The following is a 20,524-nucleotide window of genomic DNA, read 5'->3' as shown; positions in this document are numbered from 1 at the left end:
AGAGTTCGAGGGGCAGCGGGAACTCCCGCGTGGACCGCAGGTCTTGAGAGTACGGCCGGTTCGGCCGCGTACGCCGACTGCCGCCGGGGTGACGGGAACGGGTCGCGCTGCCGGGCAGGGGTACCACCGCTCCACGATGCCCAGTTCATCGCGACCGTGCCACCGGGCTGGGAACCACCTGCCTGGACCTAGTGCTGCTGTGCCTTCTGCGGAGTCTCCTCGCTGGGGCGTACGACCACGAACCCCTCGCCCTGGAGCATGAGTTGGACCGCCTCGCCGGAGCCGCCGCGCAGCATCGACCCGATGGACTGCGAACGGTGCAGCGAGGTCTGGAGGTTGGCCGACCAGCCGACCACCGCGTCCGTGTCGACGTACACCGGGTACTGCGGCGAGACGGGTATCACCAGCGGGTTGCCCTCACAGACCAGGCCGAGCTTGCCCTGCCCGGTGAAGACGCTGTTGAAGAGGCCGCCGCCCGCGATGCCGGAGCCCTTCACCGTCCTGATCGCGTAGGACAACGAGGCGTCGAAACACAGCACGTTGCGGCCATTGACGGTGAACTCGTCCCCGGGGTCGATCTCGACCACGAAACAGTTCTGCGCCTCGTGCGCGAACCACGCCTCGCCCTGCCCGCGCACCGCCATCAGCGGCAGACCCTCACCGGTGACCGCGCGCTTGAGCATGCCGCCCACGCCCTGGCCCTTGCGTTCGAACTGGAGATTGCCGCGGTAGGCGATCATCGCCCCCTGCCGGGCGAGCATCTCGCCGTTGACCGCGTACCTGATGCACTTGGCATTCTCCACGGTCATGCCCGGCGCGGTGGCCGGCTGCACCATGTGCTCACTGGAAAACAGATCACCCTTCATGCGGGCATCCTGTCCCGGAAGATCTCATTCCGCCAAGATCGCGGCGGGGCCGACCGTGCCGAACGGTCAGGCGCCGAAGAGTTGCGTCCAATACGTCCCCATCTGTCCGCCGCCCGCGAAGCCGATGCCGATGTGGGTGAAGTCCGGCTTGAGGATGTTGGCGCGGTGGCCGGGGCTGTTCATCCAGCCCTCCACGACCTCGGCGGGGGAGCGCTGACCGCAGGCGATGTTCTCGCCGATCGTGCGCCTGCGCGAGCCCGCGGCGGCGGCCCGGTCCCAGGGCTGGGAACCGTCCGGCGAGGTGTGCGAGTAGAAGGCGCGCGCCACCATGTCCGTGCTGTGCGCCTGCGCGGCGGCGGCGAGCAGCGGGTCCACGCCCAGCGCCGGCAGTCCGGCCCGGGCCCGCTCCCTGTTCGTCAACTCGACCACACGCGCCGCCGTTTGGGCCAGGTCGCCCGCGGTGAGCGGCCTTGCCCACAACGCCGTCCAGTAGATGTCACCGGAGCGGGGATCGACGGCCTGGGCGAGGCCCGCGTGCGTGAAGTCCCGGTCGAGCAGCGTGCGGCGGGCCTGCTCGGTGCGGAGGCAGTAGTCGACGAACTCCTCGGGGGTGCGCGGACCGGAGACCAGGTGTTCGCCGACGGTGAGATAGGCGTATCCGGCGTGAATCACCCGCTGGTACACGGAGGTGCCGTCACTGCTCTCGGTGCTCAGATTCCCGGCGGCGGCCATGTCGGTGACGTGTGCCTGCGCGGCGGCAGCGAGGCGGGCGTCCGGGGACACGGGCGGTGAACCGGCGTCCGCGCGGGCGGAGTTGACCAGGGTCAGAAAGCCGGTGGGATCGGGTGCCGGGCTCGTGCGGGATGCCGACCGGGGTGCGGGGACGGGTGCGGACGCCGATCGGCGTGGAGTGGTGGCGTGTGCGGGTGGTGTCGTGGCTGCGCCCCCTGCTCGTGCGACGGCGCCCGGCGCCCGTGACGTCGTAGCCGCGCCGCCGCTTCGCCCGGAGGTTGAGGCTCCGGCGAGACCGGGAGTGGCGTCCTCCACGACGTCCACGCCGAAGTCCCGCGCGATCCCCGCGAGTCCGTCGGCGTACCCCTGCCCCAGCGCGCGCAGCTTCCAGCCAGGGCCGCGTCGGTAGAGCTCGGCGAGGAGCAGGACGGTCTCCCGCTGGGGGCGCGGTGGGGTGAAACGGGCGAGGTGCCGGCCGCTCGGGTCGGTGACCTGGAGGGTGGGTGCGGCGAGGCGGCCCAAGGGGGTGCCGGGGTCGGCGGGACTGATGACGACCGTGACCCGGGCGGCTCCGGTGCGAAGGCGGGCCGGGTCGACGGTCAGGGTGTCGCCCCGCAGGCGCGCTCCGGGCGCGCTCGGCTGGTTGTAGAACACGAAGTCCGCGTCGCCGCCGACCTTGCCGCTCTCGTCCGTGATCAGCGCCGACACGTCGAAGGGGCCGGGCACCCGCAAGGTCAGGGCGCCGCTCGGGAGGGGCAGATTGCCGCCCGGCACCAGCTCGTCCATGGCGCTGCCCTCGCTGTTCGTGCCCGGTGGGGGAGTCCGTCCTCCAGTCAACGTCCTGCCGGTGCGGGAGGGTTCCCGCACCGGCAGGCTGGGGGCGGGCGAGGCTGCCCGGCCCCACCACCAGCACTCAGTCCCGGGCGACCCTGGGAGCGATGTCCTCGTAGGCCACGTGCCGTTCGGTGACGTCGGAGCCTCGGCCGGTGAGCGACGAGCCCTGGATCGCCTTCGTCCGCTTGCCGCAGAACGCCGACTCCAGGGTGCCCGCCATCGTGTTCAGCACCGTGCCGTTGTTGGAGGTGTTGGCCAGCGCGGTGAGGCTGCGCCGGCCGTCCTTCGAGGTGAAGGAGTAGGTGTAGAAACCCTGGACCGCGCCCGTGTGGCCGTACACGGAGACGCCGCAGGACAGATCGCGGCGGCGCAGCCCGAGGCCGTAGCGCGTCGTGCTGTTGACCGGAGTCCAGCGCTCCATCTGCGCGAGCTGTGCGGCGGAGGTGAGCCTGCCGCCGAGCAGTGCGGAGAAGAAGGTGTTCAGGTCGCGGGTGGTGGAGATGACCGCGCCCGCGCTCTGCGCCCAGGACACCGTCTGGTCGGTGGCGTCGACGAGGTTCGCGCCCGCCCGGTCCGGGGTGAGATAGCCGCGGGCGTGCCGGCCAGGGATCTTCGTGTCCGGGTGGACGTAGAAGGTGTCGCGCAGCTTGAGCGGCTCGATGATGCGCTCGCGGTACTCGGTCGCGACGGAGTGGCCCGTCAGCTTCTCGATGAGCATCCCGGCGACCACGAAGTTGGTGTTCGAATACGAGTAGGCGGCGCCCGGCGCGTTGGTGCGCGCGTGCTTCAGGGACAACTGGACCAGTTGCCGGTAGGTGAAGACCTTGTCGCGTACGGCCTCGAAGCCGGAGACCGAGTTGGCGAACATCGAGTTCGTGTAGTCGTAGAGGCCGCTGCGGTGGCTCAGCAGATGCCGCACGGTGATCCGCTTGTCGGGCAGCAGCCCGGGGAGATAGCGGTCGACCGAGGCGTCCAGGTCCAGCTTGTGGGCGTCGGCCAGTTGGAGCAGGACGACGGCCGAGAACGACTTGGTGACGCTGCCGATGCGGAAGCGGTCGGCGTTGCCGATGGCCCGGCGGGTCGTGGGGTCGTCGATGCCCGCGGCCGCCGTGCGGACGGTGCCGTGGTCGTCGATCCGGGCGATCGCGCCTGGGGCGCCCTGCGTGGTGAGGGTGCGCAGCACGGCACGCAGTCCCGCCATGTCGGGGGCGGGGAGCGCGACCGCCGCGCTGTTCCTGGGGTCCGGCTCGGGGGTCGCCGCGTGCGCCGGTACCACCGCGAGCGTCAGCAGTGCCGCCGCCGATGCCGTGGCCCTGCGCGCCGTTCTTGAGACCATCCGGTCCATCCGGTCCATCAAGTTCTCTCCCGTTCTCTGTATGCGAGATGGGTCACAGTCGCGCGAGGCAACCTTCTCGCATCCCGTCACATCTCCACAGGCGACGCACAGTTGGTCACTCGCTGATCACTGAGCGACGTGGATATGCGAAGTATTGCTGCGAAAGGCGCGGAAACCGCTCATTTCGGCTTTACATGCGCATGACGCATCCGCAAGGGTTTCGCCTCGGGGCCCGACCAGCCCCCTGGACGCGTTCAACAGCGCCCTGTCTCAAGGCGGTTGGTGATCCGGCTGCCTTTGAACGGAGGAGCCCTCATCCATGCGTAGACCCCACATACGCAGCCTGGCGGTCGCCGTCGCGGTGACGACAGCCGCCACGGGCCTGGCCGGAACGGCCTTCGCGGGACCGGACCACGCGGTGGCCTCGACGACCGCCACCACCGCCGCATCGGTGGTCGAGGCCGCCCGCGCCGCCGCCTTCGCCCACGCATCCGCGACCGGTGTCACGCCGGGCGACGAACTCCGGGCCCAGGACGTGATGATCGACCCCGAGGGTGCGCGGCATGTGCGGTTCATCCGCACCCACCAGGGCATGCCGGTCCTCGGCGGCGACCTCGTCGTTCATCTGTCCCACCGGCTGGCCTACACCGGTGTCACCCGGGCGGCCGACCAGAGCGTCGAACCCGCCACCGCACGCGCCGAACTGACGACCGCTCAGGCCGAGGCGAAGGCCGCCGCGGTCGCCAAGGGCGAGGCGGGTACCGCCCAGCTCGTGGTCGACGCCCGGGGCGGGGGAGCAGCCCTCGCGTACCAGGTGCCCGTCAGCGACAGCACCACCGCCGAGGCCGCCGGCACCCGCACGGTCGTCATCGACGCCGTCACCGGCAAGGTCCGCAGCAACACCCCCGACAGCGACGAGTTCCTCTCGCCCAAGCTGCTCGACACCCTGCGCGAGCGCGGCGAGACCCTGAACCCCGCCACCGGCACCGTCCCACCGGCGGCGTCGCTCACGTCGGCCGCCGCGGCCCGCGCGGTCCACTACCCCACCGCCGCCTCGGGCACCGGCACCTCCCTCTTCGTCGGCAAGGTGCCGCTGACCACCACCCGTACGGCACGCACCAGCTACCTCCTCAAGGACCCGACCCGCTGGGGCACCGAGACACGGGACGCCAAGGGGCAGGAACTGGAGAGCTTCGCGCGCGGCAAGGCGTTCACCAGCACCACCAACAAGTGGGGCAACGGCGCCGTCTCCCACCGCGACAGCGCCGCCGTCGACGCCCAGTACGGCATCGCCGCGACCCTTGACTTCTACAAGAAGACCTTCGGCCGCAAGGGCATAGAGAACAACTCCAAGGCCGCGCGCGGCATGGTCCACTTCGGCGACAAGGTGGCCAACGCGTTCTGGGACTCGACCTGCGACTGCATGCTCTACGGCGACGGCGACGGCGACATGTTCAAGAAGCCGCTGGTCGTCCTCGACGTCACCGGCCACGAACTCACCCACGGTGTCGTGGACGCCACGGCCAAACTGGAGCCGACCCGCGTCGACGCGGACGGCAACCAGTACGGCGAGGCGGGCTCCCTGAACGAGTCCCTCGCGGACATCTTCGGCTCCAACGTCGAGTTCAGCGCCAACAACCCGAAGAACCCGCCGAACTACCTGATCGGCGAGAAGCTCGGCCTCGCCCAGAAGTTCCTGCGCCGCCTCGACCACCCCTCCCTCGACAAGCTCGAAGGCACCATCGACTACTGGTCGCCGCAGACCTACGACGCCGAGGTGCACGCCGGTTCCGGTGTCTCCTCGCACGCCTACTACCTCCTCGCGGAGGGCAGCGGCCGCAAGACCGTCGGTGGCGTCGCCTACGACTCGCCCACCTACGACGGCTCGACGGTCACCGGCATCGGACGCGCCAAGGCCACGGCGATCTTCTACCGCGCGCTCACCCGCTACATGGTGTCCACCACCGACTTCCACGACGCCCGCACCGCGACGCTGAAGGCGGCGGCGGACCTCTACGGCGCGACCAGCACGGCCTACCAGACCGTCGACAAGGCCTGGTCCGCCGTGAACGTCACGGCAGCCAACACCCCCGCCCCCAGGCACTGATGGCCGTCCGGGCGCCCCGCCACGAGCGGGGCGCCCGGACGCCTGGCAACGCCGCTTCGGCGAATCCTGCTTCTTTTATTGACGGCGGAAAAGAAGCCATCTAGGTTCCAGCCATGCGCTCGATCCCCGACACCGAGTCGTTCCCGGCCCACACGCCGGCCGTCTCACAGGTCTTCACGACCGTTCTGTCCCACGGCCCCCTCACCCGCCTTGAGGTGGCCCGCCGGGCGGGGCTGTCGGCGGCCGCCGTGACCAAGGCGGTCCGGCCGCTGATGGAGGCCGGGTACCTGGCGGAGGGCGCCGACCAGGGCGCGCCCCCGGCGCTCGGGCGGCCCGCGAACCTCGTACGGGTCGACGGCGGGCGGGCGTTGTTCATCGGGGTCAAGGTGACCGGCGACGAGATCATCGCGGTCCTCACCGACCTGTGCTGCCGTATCCGCGTCGCCCGCCATGTGCCGCTCACCGACCACGACCCCAAGGCGGTGCTGGCCTCGATCGCGGACCTGGCCCAGGAACTCCGCATCCAGGCCGACGAGTTCGGCGTACAGGTGCTCGGCCTCGGGCTCGCGGTCTCCGGCGATGTGGACCGAGGCGAAGGCGTCGTCCGCTACTCGCCGTTCCTGGAGTGGCACGACGTACGCCTGGCCGAACTGGCCGCCATGACCACCGGGTTGCCGGTCACCGTCGACAACGACGTACGGGCGCTCACCGTCGCCGAGCAGTGGTTCGGCGCCGGCGCGGGCCTCACCGACTTCGCCGTGGTGACCGTCGGCGCGGGCATCGGCTGCGGACTGGTCGTGCACGGCCAGGTCGTCGCCGGCGCCCATGGAGTGGCGGGCGAGATCGGCCATGTCGTCGTCGACCCCGCCGGGCCCCGCTGCCACTGCGGCAACCGCGGCTGCGTCGAGGCCATCGCCGGGGACGCCGCGATCGTCGCCCGCGTCCGGGAGGTGACGGGGGTTCAGGTCGCCGACACTTTAGAAGCCGTGGCCCTCGCCCACCGGGGCGACGCCGGAGCGCGCGAGGTGTACGCGCGGGCCGGGGAGGCGATCGGCCGCGGCATCGCCACCGTGGCCAACCTGCTCGGCCCCGAGCGCGTGATCATCTCCGGTGAAGGCCTCGCCGCCTACGACCTGTTCGCCGAGCAGATCCGCGACTCCTTCGCCGCGGCCGCCTTCGGCTCCGCCGCCCGGTGCGACGTACACACCCGCCCCCTGCCCTTCGACGAATGGGCGCGCGGGGCCGCCGCCACCGCGATCCAGTCCTTCATCCGAGCCGCCGACTAGCCCGACAGATCACTCTCCGCACCCGCACAAGGAGCCGATGATGTCTTCCCGTACGTCCTTCCGCGCCCTGAGAACCATGGTCGTCCTGGCTCTCACCGCGGGCTTCGCCACGACCGTCCCCGCGGCCGCGCAGGCGGACACCCCCGCGCCCGTCGCCGCCAAGCCCTATATGGGCTGGTCAAGTTGGAGCATGCAGTCGTCCAAGTACCCGGGGCTCAACCCGGACGGCGACTACAGCTACCTCACCGAGGCCAACGTCACGAAGCAGACCGACGCGCTCGCCGCCAAGCTGAAGAAGTACGGCTACGACTACGTCAATATCGACGCCGGCTGGTGGCGCGACAACAGTTGGAAGCCCGAGTACGACCAGTACGGCCGCCAGGCCGCCGACCCCAAGCGCTTCCCCAGCGGCATGAAGGCCGTCGCCGACCGCATCCACTCCAAGGGACTCAAGGCCGGTATCTACCTTCCGGCTGGCCTGGAGAAGGAGGCCTACAACGACGGCAAGACGCCGATCTGGAACGCCGACGGCTGCACCACCGCCGACATCGTCTACAGCGACCTGCGCACCACCAACGGCTGGGACAGCTCCTACAAGCTCGACTTCTCCAAGCCCTGCACGCAGAAGTACATCGACTCGCAGGCGCAGTTGATCGCCGACTGGGGCTACGACTTCCTCAAGCTCGACGGGGTCGGCCCGGGGTCCGGGAAGAGCGGCGACCAGTACGACAACGTTGCCGACGTGGCCGCCTGGAACAAGGCCATCACCGCCATCGGACGCCCGATCCACCTGGAGCTTTCCTGGTCCATGGACATCGGGCACGCCGCCGACTGGAAGAAGTACTCCAACGGCTGGCGCATCGACACCGATGTCGAGTGCTACTGCAACACCCTTGTCAGTTGGGAGAATTCGGTCGACGACCGCTGGGACGACACCCCCGGCTGGACCGACAAGGCGGGCCCCGGCGGCTGGAACGACCTCGACTCCCTCGACGTCGGCAACGGCGCGATGGACGGCCTGACGAAGGCGGAACGGCAGAGCTACGCCACCCTCTGGGCCGTCGCCAAGTCCCCGCTCTTCACCGGCGACGACCTCACCCGCCTCGACGACTACGGCCTCTCCCTGCTGACCAACCGCGAGGTCATCGCCGTCGACCAGAGCGACGCTCCGCCCGCCCGTCCGATCACCCCGTCGGACTCCCAGCAGGTCTGGGCTGCCAAGAACCCCGACGGCACCTACACCGTGGCCCTGTTCAACCTCGCCGACTCTCCCGCCGCCGTCTCCGCGAACTGGACGGCCCTCGGCTTCACCGGCAAGGCCGCCGTCCGTGACCTCTGGAACCACGAGGACCTCGGCACCTACACCAACAAGGTGACCCAGGCCCTGCCCGCCCACGGCTCCCGCCTCTTCACCGTCACCCCGCACGGCAGCGCCGTCACCGCGACCGCCTACGAGGCCGAGGCCACCACCAACACCCTCAGCGGCAACGCCGTCGTCGCCGACTGCTCGGCCTGCTCCGGCGGCCACAAGGTCGGCAACCTCTACGTCGGCGGCAAGCTCACCATCAACAACGTCGTCGTCGCCAAGGCCGGCACCTACCAGGTGAAGATCGCCTACGTCAGCGGTGACGCCCGCTCGGCCGCCGTCTCCGCCAACGGCAACGGCGCCACCAGCCACAAGTTCCCGTCCACCGGCGACTGGGGGACCGTCGGAACGGTCAGCGTGCCGCTGACGCTCAAGGCGGGCGCCAACACGATCACCTTCGACAGCGGTTCGGGCTACGCGCCGGACATCGACCGGATCGACGTACCCAAGTCCTCCTCCTGAGCCGACCCTTTCGGAGACCCGCCATGTCCAGTGCACCGTCCGCCCTGCCCAGACGTAACCTGCTCGCCCTCGCCGCGGCCACCGGCGCCCTCGCCGGTCTGCCCGCCTTCACCGCCTCCGCCGCCCCGCAGCGGCCGGCCAACGCCTCGTACAGCAGCGGCACTTCACGCCACACCCTGTGGTGGCAGGCCCCCGCCGACGACAACTCGATGATCGAACAGGGCCTCCCCGTCGGCAACGGCCGACTCGGCGCCCTCGCGAGCAACGACCCCGGCCACGAGGTCCTCCTCGTCACCGACGCCACCATGTGGACCGGCGGCCTCAACGACACGCTCGACTCGGACGGCCAGTTCCCTTACGGCCGCGACGACTTCGGCTCCCTCACCCTGCTCGCCCGGCTCACCGTCGACATCCCCGACCACGACCTCGGCGCGGTCTCCGGCTACCGCCGCACCCTCGACCTCGAACAGGGCGTGGTGAGCGCCTCCTACGTCCGCTCCGGAGTGACGTACGAACGGCGGCTCTTCGCCAGCCGTCCCGACGACGTGATCGTCCTGCGCCTCACCCAGAGTGGCGGCGGACGCTACACCGGCACCGTCGACCTGGCGGGCACCCACGGCGAAACGATCGGTGACGCCCGCTCGTTCGGCGCGACCCTCGGCAACGGCCTGCGCTACGGCGCCGCCGTCACCGCGTACGGCACCGGCGGCAGCGTCACGGTGACCGGCTCCCGCGTCGCCTTCTCCGGCTGCAAGGACGTCACCGTCCTGCTGAGCGGCGGCACCAACTACGCGCCCAATCCCGCCGCCCACTACCGGGACCCCTCCCTCGACCCGCAGAAGCTGGCCCGCACCAAGGTCGCCGCGGCCGCCCGGCACTCGGCGGACACCCTGCTGCGCACCCATGCCGCCGACCACGGCGCGCTGTTCGGACAGTTGGACATCTCGCTCGGCACATCCTCCGCCGACCAGCGCGCCCTGGACACCTGGGAGCGGATCCAGGCCCGCGCCCGGGACGGCGCGCCCGACCCCGAACTCGAGGCCGCCTACCTCCAGTTCGGCCGGTATCTGATGATCGCCGGCTCCCGGGACAGTCTCCCGATGGGTCTCCAGGGGAACTGGCTCGACGGCAACGACCCCGACTGGATGGGCGACTACCACACCGACATCAACATCCAGATGAACTACTGGATGGCCGACCGCGCCGGACTGTCCCAGTGCTTCGACGCGTTCACGGACTACTGCGTCACCCAGTTCCCGACCTGGACCGACCTCACCCACAGGCTCTTCAACGACTCCCGCAATCGCTTCCGCAACTCCAGCGGCAAGAACGCCGGTTGGACCGTCGCCTTCTCCACCAACCCGTACGGCGGGTCCGGTTGGTGGTGGCATCCGGCGAGCAACGCCTGGCTGTGCAACAGCCTGTGGGAGCACTACGAGTTCACGCGGTCGCGATCCCACCTGGAGAAGATCTACCCCCTCCTCAAGGGCGCCTGCGAGTTCTGGGAGGCACGGCTGCTGACCATCACCCTCCCGGGCACCACCCGCGAAGTACTGGTCGACGACAGCGACTGGTCGCCGGAGCAGGGTCCGCAGGACGCCAAGGGCATCACCTACGCCCAGGAACAGGTGTGGACGCTGTTCGGCAACTACTGCGCGGCGGCGGCCGAACTGAAGGGGGACAAGGAGTACGCGGCGACGATCGCCGGCCTCCGCAAGCGGTTGTACCTCCCGCAGGTGAGCCCGAAGTCCGGTTGGCTGGAGGAGTGGATGTCCGAGGACAACCTCGGTGAGACCACGCACCGGCACCTCTCGCCGCTCATCAACCTGTTCCCCGGCGACCGCATCCGCCCCGACGGCTCCACCCCGAAGGACATAGTCGCCGGCGCCACCGCACTGCTCACCGCCCGCGGCATGGAGAGCTTCGGCTGGGCCAACGCCTGGCGCAGCCTGTGCTGGGCGCGGCTCAAGAACGCCGAGAACGCCTACCAGTTGGTCGTCAACAACCTCCGCCCGTCCACCGACGGCAGCAACGGCACCGCCTCCAACCTCTTCGACATCTACCAGGTCGAGGTGGGCCGCGGCATCTTCCAGATCGAGGCCAACTTCGGCACCCCCGCCGCGATCATCGAGATGCTGCTCTACTCCCGCCCGGGACACCTGGAAGTGCTCCCCGCCCTCCCCGACGCCTGGGCCGCGTCCGGCTCCGTGACGGGTGTCGGCGCACGCGGCGGCTTCGTCGTGGACCTCCACTGGCGGAACGGGAAACCGACCGAGGTGAAGCTCCGCAGCATCGGCGGCCGGACCACGACGGTCGCCTTCGGCACCACCACCCGGACGGTGAGCCTGTCACCCGGTGCGTCCGTCACGCTGCGGGACCTGGCCCGGTGACGGCCCGACGGGCACGACTGCGCCACGCGGTGGCGCTCCTCCTGCTGGCCGCGGCCTTCCAGGCCGGGCCCGCACAGGCGCAACCGCAGACACAGACACCGGCGAAGCCCTCGAACGCCGCGAAGGACGTCATCACCTGGGGAGCCAGCGCCGACCACCTCGGCGACGGTGTCGCCGACCGCGGCTACCGCCTGGTCGTGCACACCAGTGTCGCGGGCGGCGATCTGCGCATCCGGCTCTCCAACGCCTTCGGTGACCGGCCGGTGACCTTCGACGACATCTACGCGGGCGTACAGCGGACGGGCGCCGCGCTGGTGCCCGGCTCCAACCGCCCGCTCACCTTCGACGGCACGCGATCCGTCACGATCCCCGCCGGCGCGGTCGCCTACAGCGACCCGCTGCCCGGCAGGCTGCCCGCCGCGACCAACCTGGTGGTCAGCATCCACAGCCCGGACGCGGCGGGCCCGGCGACCGGCCACGGCATGGCCCTGCAGACGTCGTACGCCACTCAGGGCGACCACACCGGCGAGGAGAGCGCCACCGCCTGGACCGACACCACCGGCTCCTGGTACTACCTCGACGCCGTCTCCGTACGGCCGAGCGCGGGCATCGGCGCCGTGGTCGCACTCGGCGACTCCATCACCGACGGCTGGGCCTCCACCACGGACGAGAACCGGCGCTGGCCCGACTACCTGGCCCGACGGCTCCAGAGCGCCCACACCACGGTCGAGGGCGTGGCCAACGAAGGGATCTCCGGCAACAAGGTCCTCGCCGACGGCGCGGGGCAGAGCGCCCTCAATCGGCTCCAGCGGGACGTCCTGTCGCAGCCCGGCGTCCGCACGGTGTTCCTGTTCGAAGGCGTCAACGACATCAAGTCCCACAGCGGTGTCACCGCCCAGGACATGATCGCCGGCTATCGCGAGGTGATCGCGCGGGCGCACGCGGCCGGGAAGTGTGTCGTCGGCGCCACTGTCGGACCGTTCGAGGGCTGGTCCGAATGGGACCCGGCCGCCGAGGCCGTACGACAGGAGGTCAATGAATTCATCCGGGACAGCGGGGAGTTCGACGCCGTCACCGACTTCGACCACATCCTCCGCAGCCCCTACGACCACGAGAGGATCCTTCCCTTCTTCGACGGCGGCGACCATCTGCACCCCAACGACAAGGGGATGGCGGCCATGGCCGACGCCGTCGACCTGAAGAGTCTCGACTGCGCGAAGTGATCTGAACGTCAGCCGGACGCCGTCGCCTCCGGGGTGATCAGGCCCTGGCGGTAGGCGATCGCCACCGCTTCCGTACGGCTCGCGGCGCCCAGCTTCGCGAGGATGTTGGAGACGTGGACGCTCGCCGTCTTGCCGGTGATGTACAGCTCCTCGCCGATCTGGCGGTTGCTGCGGCCGAGGGCGAGCAGCCGCAGCACGTCCCGCTCGCGGGCCGTCAGCGGCGAGGGGCGGTCCCCGGCGTCCGGCGCCCGATCGCCGAGGCGGCCCCGGCGGACCAGCGCGTCCACCTGGGCGAGCAGGGGCGCGGCACCGAGCCGGGTGGCCGTCTCCCGGGCCGCACGGGCCTGGGCGGCGGCCTCCTCACGGCGGTCGGCCGCCAACAGGGCTTCCGCGAACCGGAATCGGCAGCGGGCCCGTTCGTACGGGTCGCCGTAGTCGAAGGCGGCCACCGTCTTCTCCCAGGCCGCCGCGTCCGGTCCGGTGGCCGCGCGTACCCACTCCGCCTCGGCGCGGGCCAGCCAGGCCATCCCCTCGGGTCCCTGCGCAAGGCCGTTCCGGCCCTCCGTCGCCGTGGTCCGTGCCAGCTCGACGAGTTCCGTCGCGGTGTCCGTCCAGCGCCGCACCCCCGCTTCGTCACCGGTGAGCCGCAGCGCGGCGGCCCGGTCGGCGACGGCGGACAGGGCGAGCGCGGCGAGCCGGACCGTGACGTCGGGACGCCGGCCGGAGTCGTCGGTGAGCGCCGTGACCGCCGCCCGCATCCGCTCCACGGCCGCCTCCGGATCGCCCTGGAAAGCGGCGGCATCCGTCAGCACGATGCCCGCCACCAGCGCGACCATCCAGTCGAACGGCCCGTCCAGCAGGGCATGCGCCCGCTCGGCGGCCCTCGAGTCACCCCGCGCCAGCGCCACATACAGTGCCGGCCCCATGGTGAAGCCGCCCGCCCGCGGCAACACCTGTGCGTCGCTCTCGGCGACCTTCGCGCACTCGTCCCAGCGGCCCAGCGTGTACAGCACCAGCAGGTGGAGATAGCGCATCTCCAGCGGATACGGCGACGAGAGCAGCCCGGCGCGACGGGCCCGGTCCAGCCCCTCGGTGAGCCAGGGCAGGCACTCCTCCAGGTCCCCGGACTCGAAGCTGCCGATGGCGAGGTTGAACAGGGCGCGCATCTCCAGGGGCGCGTGTCCCGCCCGCCGGGCCAACTCGCGTGCCTCCGCGAGCCGTTCGCGACCCTCCCGGGTCCGCCGGCCGCCGCCTTCGAGACCGGCCAGCGAGATCAGCAGATCGGCCCGGGCGTCGTCCAGCCGGAGTTCCTCGGCGGTGCGCAGGGCCTGGCGGGCGACCCGCAGCGCGATCTCGTCCTCGCCGACCTGCCGCGCCGCCATCACATGCGTGGCCGCCGCCCACACCCAGGTCCGCGAGGGCGGGTCGGCGGGGATCATCGCCAACGCCTCGCTGCTGTAGGCGAACGCGGCCGTCAGGCTGTCCACGCCGATGAGATTGCCGGCCAGGGTGTAGCGGACCCGGGCGGCCAGCTCGGAGTCGGTGTCCTGGCCGATCCCGGCGAGCGCGGACCGGGTGAGGGAGACCGCGCGGTGCGCGTCCCCCGCGTGGGCGGCCGCGGCCGAGGCGCGCAGCGTGAGGGTCACGCTGTCGGTGCCCTCGCGGGCGGGCCGGGCGGCCGGGTCGACCGAGGTCCACAGGTCGAGGGCGGTTTCGAGATGCCGTAGCTCCTCGGCGGGCGCCCCCACCCGCTGGGCGTGGTCGGCGGCCTCCAGCGAGGCGGCCAGGGCCTCGGCCAGATCATGGCTCTCGCGGTAGTGGTGGGCGCGCTCGGCCGCGCTCTCGGCGGGATGCCCGCGCCCGGCGAGGAGGCGGGCGAACGCGCCGTGCAGCCGGGAGCGCTCGCCGGGCAGCAGATCCGCGTACACCGCCTCGCGGGCGAGGGCGTGTCGGAAGGAGTACGTGTCGCCGTGCCCGGGGACCAGGAGCTGCCGCTCGACGGCCTCCCGCAGCGCCGACTCCAGCTCGTCCTCGGGGAGTTGGACCGCGTCCCGCAGCAGGTCGTACTCGACGCGGCGCCCGGCGACGGCCGCGGTGCGCAGCACCTGCTGGGCGGTGTCGGAGAGTTGCTCGAACCGGATCAGCAGGACGTCGGCCAGACCACTGGGCACCCCGCCCGCCTCCAGGTCGGTCGCCGCGAGCAACTCCTCGGCGTAGAAGGCGTTTCCCTCGGCGCGCTCGACGATCCGGCGGACCGTGCCGGCCGGCACCGGACCCGTGCGCAGCGCGCGCACCAGCCGGGCGACCTCCGCGTCCCCCATGGGCCGCAGCTCCAGGCGCTCCACGGCGGGCAGCCGCACCAGCTCGGCCAGCAGGGGCCGGAGCGGATGCCGGCGGTGGAGGTCGTCCGCGCGGTACGAGGCGAGCACCGCGAGGCGGTGGGTGGGGGCCCCGCCGGCCGGACGCTGGAGGATGCCGCGGCTGAGCAGGAAGCGGAGCAGGTCGCGGGAGGACTGGTCGGCCCAGTGCAGGTCCTCCAGGACCAGGAGCAGGGGAGCGAGGTCGGAGAGGTCGGCGAGCAGTCCGGCCATGCCCTCGAAGAGCCGCAGCCTCCCACCCGCGTCCCGGGCCGCGTCGGTGCCCGCGCCGAGCAGGCGGTCGACCGCCGGATGCGCGGCCAGGGCGGCGGCGAACCGCTCGTCGTCGGCGAGCACCCCGAGGATCTCGGTGAACGGCAGATACGGCAGACCGACGTCACCGAGGTCGACACAGTGCCCGGTGAGCACCGTCATCCCGGCGGTCCCGGCCCGCCCGGCGATCTCGTCCAGGATCCGGGTCTTGCCGACGCCCGCGTCCCCGGCGATCAGCACGGCCCCGGCCGTGCCCGCGCGGGCACGCTCCAGTACACCGGTGAGACGGGCCAGTTCCTCGTCCCGGCCGATGAGCGGCGCGGCTGCTACGGATTGCGACACGTCCCCATCCTGGCACGCGCCACCGACAACGCACCTGGCCACCGGGCGGGAGGCGCCTCCCGCCCGGTGGGCCGTTCAGCGCAGTGTCTCGGCCCAGTTGGCCGGCACCCGTCCCGCGGGACCGGGCGTCGGCTGGTCCTTCGGGTGGCTCACCGGGGCGGCGAGTTCGGGCCCGGAGTCGTACAGCTCGGAGGTGCTGAAGTTCCAGAACCAGTCCTCGCCCGGCTCGTAGCTCTGAATGAACGGGTGTCCCGTGGACTGGTAGTGGGCCGTGGCGTGCTTGGCGGGGGAGTCGTCGCAACAGCCGATGTGACCGCACTGCGCGCACCGCCGGAGGTGGAACCACCAGCCGCCGGCCGCGTCGCACTCCACGCACCCGGCACCGCTCGGCGGGACACTGGGGTCGATTCCGGTGATGTCGTTCATGCGGACTCCTCGGGCGTCTCGTTGTCCGTGGCGGTGAGGGGGAGCAGGACCTGGAAGCGGGTGTCGCCCGGTACCGACTCCACCTGGAGCGTGCCGTGGTGCTTGTTGACCACGATCCGCCAGGAGATGTCCAGACCGAGGCCCGTGCCCTCGCCCACCGGCTTGGTGGTGAAGAACGGATCGAAGATACGGCTGCGGATCTCCTGCGGCACACCGGGTCCCGTGTCACGGAACTCCACCATCAACTGATCGCGCACCAGAGCCGTCCGAACCGTCAACGTGCCTTCCCCGCCCGCGCTGTTCATGGCGGAGACCGCGTTGTCGATCAGGTTCGTCCACACCTGGTTGAGCTCGGCCGGGTAGGCCGGGATCCTCGGGAGCGTCCGGTCGTACTCCTTGACGACCTTGATCCGGTCGCCGACCTTCGCGCCGAGCATCAGCAGTGTGCTGTCGAGGAGTTCGTGGACGTCGGCCACCTGGTAGGGGGCACGGTCCAACTGGGAGTACTGCTTGGCGGCGCCCACCAGGTTGGAGATGCGGGTGGTGGAGTCCTCGATCTCCGACATCAAGAGCTCTGTCTCGACCGTGTAGTTGAGCCAGCCGACCGCTCCCGGCAGGATGTCCTCGTCCACGGCCGCCGCGACCTGGTCCAGCCACTCGACGTCGAGACCGGCCTGCACGAACGTCGGCGCGATTTGCCAGGACTCCGTGATCCCGTGGTCGTCGAGCCAGTCCGTGAGCTGGTCCTCGCGGTCCGAGGCCTCCAGCGGGCTCAACGCCGGTGCCTTGGCGACCCGTTCGGCCGTGCGCTCCTGGATGTCGATGAGGTTGGCGAGGTCCTCCCGCGAGTATGGGCCGGAGGAGATGACACGGAGTTTGTGCCGCATCTTCGCCACCCGCTCCCGCAGCGTCGAGGTGGCCCGGACCGCCGCCGCCGCCGGGTTGTTGAGTTCGTGGGTCAGTCCGGCCGACAACGAGCCGAGCGCCAGCAGCCGTTCACGCTGGCTGATCGCCAACTGACTGCTCTTCTGGCCGAAGAAGAGCCCCTCCAGCAGATGGACCGCCATCGGGAACCACTCGCTCATGATGGCCGCGAACGTCTCGGCGGGCAGCACGAAGAACCGCGTCGGCTCCGTCACCCGCATCGAGTTGAGGTACACCTGCTGCACCCGGTCCCCGATGTAGGCCTGCATCGCGCCCGTGTACACCCCGCGCTGCGAGGTCCGGGCGACCTCCACGTCGTCGCCGCCGACCCGGCGCGAGAGCACCACGGTGCCCTCGATCATGACGTAGAAGCAGGTGGCGGGATCACCCTCGGTGTAGACAGGCCCGGCCTCGAACTGCTCCACCTGCCCGTCGCAGCACAGCCTGCCGAGCTGCTCCGGCGTCAGCTTCTCGAACAGGAACAGCGAGCCGATCTCCTGCGGGCTGCACGGCAGCACCTGCCCGCTCATGACTGCTCCAGGTAGCGGTGGACGAGCATCACGGCCATGGCTCCCTCTCCGACGGCGGACGCGACACGTTTCGCGGACTCGGCGCGCGCGTCGCCCGCCACGAACACGCCGGGAATGTTGGTCTCCAGGTGGTACGGCGGCCGGTCCAACTCCCAGTCCGCAGGCGGCTTTCCGTCCGCGGTGAGGTCGGGACCGGCCAGGATGAACCCGCGCTCGTCGCGCGCCACCGCGCCGTCCAGCCAGTCGGTCAGCGGGGCCGCGCCGATGAACACGAACATCCACTGCGCGTCGACGAGTTCGGTCTTCCCGCTCTCCGTGTCGCGCAGGGTGAGCTGCTCCAGGTGGTCGGAGCCGTGCGCGGCGTCCACGACCGTGCCGGTGCGCACGGAGATGTTCTCCGCCTCGTTGATCTGCTGGATCAGGTAGTACGACATCGACGCGGCCAGCGAGGAACCGCGCACCAGCAGGGTCACCGACTTGGCGCCCCGGGCCAGGTACATCGCGGCCTGCCCCGCCGAGTTGGCGCCGCCGACGATGTACACGTCGTGCCCCTGGCAGGAGGCGGCCTCGGTCAGCGCCGAGCCGTAGTAGACCCCGCAGCCGGTCAGATCGGGTGTGCCGGGCGCCTCCAACTGCCGGTAGGACACACCGGTCGCCAGGATCACGGCGTGCGCGGCGACCGCCGAGCCGTCCGCGAACCGTACGACCCGCGCCGACCCGTTGGCCTCAAGCCCCGTGACCTCGCGCGCGGTCAGGATCTCGGCACCGAACTTGGTGGCCTGCCGCCTTGCCCGGTCGGTCAGTTGGGCCCCCGACACACCGTCCGGGAAGCCGAGGTAGTTCTCGATCCGCGAACTCTGCCCGGCCTGGCCACCGGTGGCCGACCGCTCCACGAGAACCGTCCGCAGCCCCTCCGAGGCCCCGTACACGGCCGCGCCGAGCCCGGCAGGCCCGCCCCCGATGACGACGAGGTCGTAGAAGTCGGCCGTGGGCGTGGTCGCGAGCCCCACCTCCGCGGCCAGTTCGGGTGCCTCCGGCTCGACCAGCACCGACCCGTCGGCGGTGATGACCAGCGGCAGCCGCTGCCCGTCCTGCCCGGCGGCGGACAGCAGCCGCAGCCCCTCCGGGCTGTCCGCCGCGTACCAGCGGTAGGGCACCTGGTTGCGGGCCAGGAACTCCCGCACGTCGGAGGAGCGCGCCGACCAGCGGTGCCCGACCACCTTCGTGGCGGGCACCGGCCGGTAGTCGCTGTTCCGCCACGCCTCCAGGAGGTCGTCCAGGACCGGGTAGAGCTTCTCCTCCGGCGGGTCCCAGGGCTTCAGCAGATAGTGGTCGAGGTCCACGACGTTGATCGCGTCGATCGCCGCGTCCGTGTCCGCGTACGCGGTCAGCAGCACCCGGCGGGCGCCCGGATAGACGTCGAGGGCCTGTTCCAGGAACTCGATGCCGTTCATCTGCGGCATGCGGTAGTCGGCCAGGATCACGGCCACGAGATCCCCGCGCAGCTTCAGCTCGCGCAGCGCGTCCAGAGCGGACTCACCCGACTCCGCGCGCACGATCCGGTACGACTCGCCGTAGCGCCGCCGCAGGTCACGGGCGACGGCCCGGGAGACTCCCGGATCGTCGTCCACGGTCATGATGACGGTCCGCGCGGCTTCGGCGGCCTGTGCCATACGTCTCCCACCCCGAGTGGTCGGCTTCACGGCACGGCGGCGCCGTTGTCACCGCGCCGGCTCCCGACCATCGTATGTTCGATCGCCCCGGTGCGCTCCGCTACGCCCGATACGGCGGTCTCAGCGGTGCCGGGAGCGCAACACGCAGAACTCGTTGCCCTCCGGATCCGCCAGCACCACCCATGTCTGCTCGCCCTGCCCGACGTCCGCCGTCCGTGCCCCGAGGGCCAGCAATCGAATCACCTCGGCCTCCTGGTCGTCGGGCCGGAAGTCCAGATGCAGCCGGTTCTTGACCGTCCTGCTCTCGGGCACCGGCACGAACAGCAGCCCGGGCAGGCGGTCCGGCTCCGGACGGATCTCGAACTCGTCCGGCGCCTCGCCCACCACCACCCACCCGAGCGCCTCGGCCCACCAGCGCCCGAGCGCGACGGGATCGGCCGCGTCCACGACCACCTGCTCCCACTCCAAGGTCATGCGCGCAGGGTAGTGAAGACTGGGCTACCTACAGGTGACCGCAACACTGGGAGGCCACGGGATGACACGCCCGATCACGGCAGGGGTCGACGGATCGGCGGAGAGTCTCGCCGCCCTCGCCTGGGCGGGCCGGGAGGCGGTACGGCGGGGGCTGGCGCTGCGCGTGGTGCATGTCTGGCGGTACGAACCGCACCAGGCCCTCGGTGCCGGGGACCGGGACACCCAGGACCGCTGGGTGCACGACGCGGCCGCCGAGGCCGCCCGGACCCTCGCCGAACGCCACCCGGATCTGGACATCACCACCGACATCCTGGAGGGCGACCCCGTCGACACCCTGACCGCCGCCGCTGCCGACGCGGAACTGCTGGTGCTCGGCTCGCGCGGGCACGGACCCGTCGTCGGCTTCCTGCTCGGGTCCGTGGGCCAGCAGGTGATAGCCGATGCCGTACGGCCCGTCGTGCTCGTGCGCGCCGGGGACGAGCCGTCCGGGGAGGCCGCCGGGCGCGACATCGTCGTAGGTCAGCAGGGCGACCCGGAGGACAGTGCCGCCGCGCTGGGCTTCGCCTTCGCGACGGCGGCGGCACGTGGTGCCACCGTGCGGGCGGTACGGGCGTGGACCCTGCCGCCCGTATTCGCCTACAGCCCGGGATCCCTGAAGCTCCTGGACGAGGCCGGCGGCCTGGAACCGTACGAGAGGACGGCCCTCGCCGAGGCGCTGGAGCCGTGGCGGGAGCGCTTCCCCGACGTCCCCGTGGTCGAGCACGTGGAGATGGGCAGCGCGGGGCAGGTGCTGCTGTCGTTGGCCCGGCGGGCGCAGTTGACGGTCGTCGGGCGGCGCGCCTGGGTGTACCTCGCGGCCCCCTCCGTCACCGCGGCCCTCCGCGCCCACGGCAAGCTGATCGAGGGCGGCGATTGGCTCGACC

At 71.3% G+C, this 20,524-nt stretch carries 14 protein-coding genes; 6 read left to right on the top strand and 8 right to left on the bottom strand.

Annotation, left to right across the window (positions count from 1 at the left end):
* Positions 1 to 188 precede the first annotated feature (188 nt).
* The 3 genes from ABZT04_RS40885 to ABZT04_RS40875 form a co-directional block, all read right to left on the bottom strand.
* Positions 189 to 866, bottom strand: a complete 678-nt coding sequence (locus tag ABZT04_RS40885) for an AIM24 family protein (protein ID WP_355902461.1) — start codon at positions 864 to 866, stop codon at positions 189 to 191.
* Between the two features lie 66 nt (positions 867 to 932).
* Entirely contained in the window at positions 933 to 2,384 is a 1,452-nt protein-coding gene (locus ABZT04_RS40880) for a CAP domain-containing protein (protein ID WP_356064339.1), read from the bottom strand.
* A 127-nt stretch (positions 2,385 to 2,511) separates the two neighbouring features.
* A complete protein-coding gene (locus ABZT04_RS40875) occupies positions 2,512 to 3,777 on the bottom strand; it encodes a serine hydrolase domain-containing protein (RefSeq protein WP_356064417.1) in 1,266 nt (421 codons plus the stop codon).
* A gap of 310 nt (positions 3,778 to 4,087) precedes the next feature.
* Between ABZT04_RS40875 and ABZT04_RS40870 the strand changes: the two genes are divergently transcribed.
* The 5 genes from ABZT04_RS40870 to ABZT04_RS40850 all read left to right on the top strand — a co-directional run bounded on the left by ABZT04_RS40870 (position 4,088) and on the right by ABZT04_RS40850 (position 12,602).
* A complete protein-coding gene (locus tag ABZT04_RS40870; RefSeq protein ID WP_356064336.1) occupies positions 4,088 to 5,875 on the top strand; it encodes a M4 family metallopeptidase in 1,788 nt (595 codons plus the stop codon).
* Positions 5,876 to 5,988: 113 nt separating this feature from the next.
* Entirely contained in the window at positions 5,989 to 7,161 is a 1,173-nt protein-coding gene (locus ABZT04_RS40865) for an ROK family transcriptional regulator (protein ID WP_356064334.1), read from the top strand.
* Between the two features lie 40 nt (positions 7,162 to 7,201).
* Positions 7,202 to 8,989 carry a CBM35 domain-containing protein gene (locus ABZT04_RS40860; protein ID WP_356064414.1) on the top strand — a complete coding sequence of 596 codons (1,788 nt, stop codon included), beginning with the start codon at positions 7,202 to 7,204 and terminating at the stop codon, positions 8,987 to 8,989.
* A 23-nt stretch (positions 8,990 to 9,012) separates the two neighbouring features.
* Positions 9,013 to 11,379 (top strand): glycoside hydrolase N-terminal domain-containing protein, encoded by a 2,367-nt coding sequence (locus ABZT04_RS40855; RefSeq protein ID WP_356064331.1) that lies wholly within the window; start codon positions 9,013 to 9,015, stop codon positions 11,377 to 11,379.
* Positions 11,376 to 12,602, top strand: coding sequence for an SGNH/GDSL hydrolase family protein (locus ABZT04_RS40850; protein WP_356064328.1), 1,227 nt, complete (start codon positions 11,376 to 11,378; stop codon positions 12,600 to 12,602). Before ABZT04_RS40855 ends, ABZT04_RS40850 begins: the two co-directional genes overlap by 4 nt.
* An 8-nt stretch (positions 12,603 to 12,610) precedes the next feature.
* Here the strand turns inward: ABZT04_RS40850 and ABZT04_RS40845 are convergent, their stop codons facing one another.
* From ABZT04_RS40845 to ABZT04_RS40825, 5 genes are all read right to left on the bottom strand, one after another.
* Positions 12,611 to 15,574 (bottom strand): AAA family ATPase, encoded by a 2,964-nt coding sequence (locus ABZT04_RS40845; protein WP_356064324.1) that lies wholly within the window; start codon positions 15,572 to 15,574, stop codon positions 12,611 to 12,613.
* Positions 15,575 to 15,649: 75 nt separating this feature from the next.
* Positions 15,650 to 16,000: a UBP-type zinc finger domain-containing protein gene (locus ABZT04_RS40840; RefSeq protein ID WP_356064321.1), complete on the bottom strand. Its 351-nt coding sequence runs from the start codon at positions 15,998 to 16,000 to the stop codon at positions 15,650 to 15,652.
* Positions 15,997 to 17,454, bottom strand: a complete 1,458-nt coding sequence (locus ABZT04_RS40835; protein ID WP_356064318.1) for an ATP-binding protein — start codon at positions 17,452 to 17,454, stop codon at positions 15,997 to 15,999. Before ABZT04_RS40835 ends, ABZT04_RS40840 begins: the two co-directional genes overlap by 4 nt.
* Positions 17,451 to 19,127 carry an FAD-dependent oxidoreductase gene (locus ABZT04_RS40830; RefSeq protein WP_356064316.1) on the bottom strand — a complete coding sequence of 559 codons (1,677 nt, stop codon included), beginning with the start codon at positions 19,125 to 19,127 and terminating at the stop codon, positions 17,451 to 17,453. The genes ABZT04_RS40835 and ABZT04_RS40830 overlap by 4 nt, the downstream gene beginning before the upstream one ends.
* A 120-nt stretch (positions 19,128 to 19,247) precedes the next feature.
* Positions 19,248 to 19,601, bottom strand: coding sequence for a VOC family protein (locus ABZT04_RS40825; protein WP_356064313.1), 354 nt, complete (start codon positions 19,599 to 19,601; stop codon positions 19,248 to 19,250).
* A 61-nt stretch (positions 19,602 to 19,662) separates the two neighbouring features.
* On the opposite strand from ABZT04_RS40825, the gene ABZT04_RS40820 reads away from it, so the two are divergent.
* On the top strand, positions 19,663 to 20,524 hold an 862-nt coding region (locus tag ABZT04_RS40820; protein ID WP_356064310.1), incomplete at its 3' end, for a universal stress protein.

This window comes from Streptomyces sp. NPDC005492 (assembly GCF_040605995.1).
GTDB lineage: Bacteria > Actinomycetota > Actinomycetes > Streptomycetales > Streptomycetaceae > Streptomyces.
The sequence above is the reverse complement of the archived record's forward strand: the minus strand, read 5'-3'. Positions and strand labels throughout refer to the sequence as shown.